This window comes from Salipiger sp. HF18 (assembly GCF_011806505.1).
Taxonomy (GTDB): Bacteria; Pseudomonadota; Alphaproteobacteria; order Rhodobacterales; family Rhodobacteraceae; genus Salipiger; species Salipiger thiooxidans.
On record NZ_JAATOS010000773.1, the window covers coordinates 1 to 1,266 of the forward strand.

The 1,266-nt window shown below is 65.2% G+C and carries 2 protein-coding genes; both read right to left on the reverse strand.

The annotated features are described in order from the left end of the window. Positions 1–120: 120 nt before the first annotated feature. A complete protein-coding gene (locus HC022_RS26795; RefSeq protein WP_008888010.1) occupies positions 121–516 on the reverse strand; it encodes a PIN domain-containing protein in 396 nt (131 codons plus the stop codon). After that, on the reverse strand, positions 506–733 hold the full coding sequence (locus HC022_RS26800; protein ID WP_040385005.1) for an AbrB/MazE/SpoVT family DNA-binding domain-containing protein: 228 nt from the start codon (positions 731–733) through the stop codon (positions 506–508). Before HC022_RS26800 ends, HC022_RS26795 begins: the two co-directional genes overlap by 11 nt. Between the last annotated feature and the right edge of the window lie 533 nt (positions 734–1,266).

Below are 1,266 nucleotides of genomic sequence, written 5' to 3' on the forward strand. Positions count from 1 at the left end.
GGCGGCGCCATCGGGACAATCCTCGTCGCTCTGTCGCGCGCTCTATGTCCGGAATGCGATCTGGATCGGAGCAAAGAGCGCCTGCCGCTCGGCACTGTCACCGGCGCCGGGGGCACAGCATCAAAGGAACGGGTTCACGATGCGAAGCTGCCCCTCGACCAGCAAGCCCGACTGCATGTCCTCGGAATAGAGCGTGGTGCAGCCGGCCAGCAACGCCGCTGCAACGATCATCGCGTCGTAGACCGAGAACCGGTAGCGCTCGGCCAGAGCACGGCCCACGGTGTGGGTGCGCGGCGTGAGGTCCTCGACCGTGCAGAGTTGCTCGATGCCGAGAAGAAACTCCCCGGCCTCGTCCCACGCCATCCCGGCCTTGCGGCGGCAGTTCACGAGCGCCTCGTTCAGGACTTGCACGCTGATGCGGGGCCCGCGTTGCACAAGCGCCTCGGCCCGGTCCGCCTTGGGGCCGTCGTCGAGAAGGTATAGGATGACGTTGGTGTCGAGGAACTCAGCGCTCATGCGCAGCGTCGCGGCTCAGCTGGTCCTGCGCGGGAAGCCGGCCCCGGAACCGCCGGAGCCCGCTCAGGATCTCGTCGGGCCGGGCATGGCGGGTGACCGCAAGACCGGCCTCGCCCGCGGTGAGGTCGATCTCGTCCCCTTCCTTGAGCCCAAGCTTCCGGACCAGCTCTGCGGGGAGCCTGACGGCAAGCGAGTTGCCCCATTTCGCGACCTGCATGGCGGCCTCCATGGATTTGGATATACAGAATGTCAATGTATATCCAAAACGCCGCATTTGCAATGCGTTGCCGTGCTCAGCGTGGCGCTGCCGCAGGCGAGGGACTCGTTGTCCTGCGGAACGTCAAGGACCTTCGAGGCGTCCGAAGCGCCGGGTCTCGTCTGGCCGGTCTGGTCTGAAGGTCGTCGAGTGCTGAAGAGGGGCTGCCGTCTTTTGTTTAAAGCCCTTCCTATCTACTGAAATGCTCCCGGTGCGGCGGGCAGGCACTCACTCTTCGCAGGACGGGAGTGCCGGCGGGGCCCACTGGGGAGGGGAAAAAGAGGGGGGGGGGGGGGGGGGGGAACCCGCGAACGGGGGAGGGGCGCCCGGGGAGCCTGACTGGCAGGGTGAACGCTCGCGAGTCGTGCCGCCTTGCTGAGGACACACGGGGCACCGCAGTCGCCCGGCGCCCGGAAGTGATGGCTTAAAGAGCTGAAATTATTAGCTATAAACTGGATCTGGAAGAAAATTCACGTTCTGCGAAAATTCCTGCT

Excerpts from the sequence above, each read along its gene's own strand:
- HC022_RS26795 (WP_008888010.1), bottom strand. The coding sequence starts at position 516 with ATGAGCGCTGAGTTCCTCGACACCAACGTCATCCTATACCTTCTCGAC.
- HC022_RS26800 (WP_040385005.1), bottom strand. The coding sequence starts at position 733 with ATGCAGGTCGCGAAATGGGGCAACTCGCTTGCCGTCAGGCTCCCCGCA.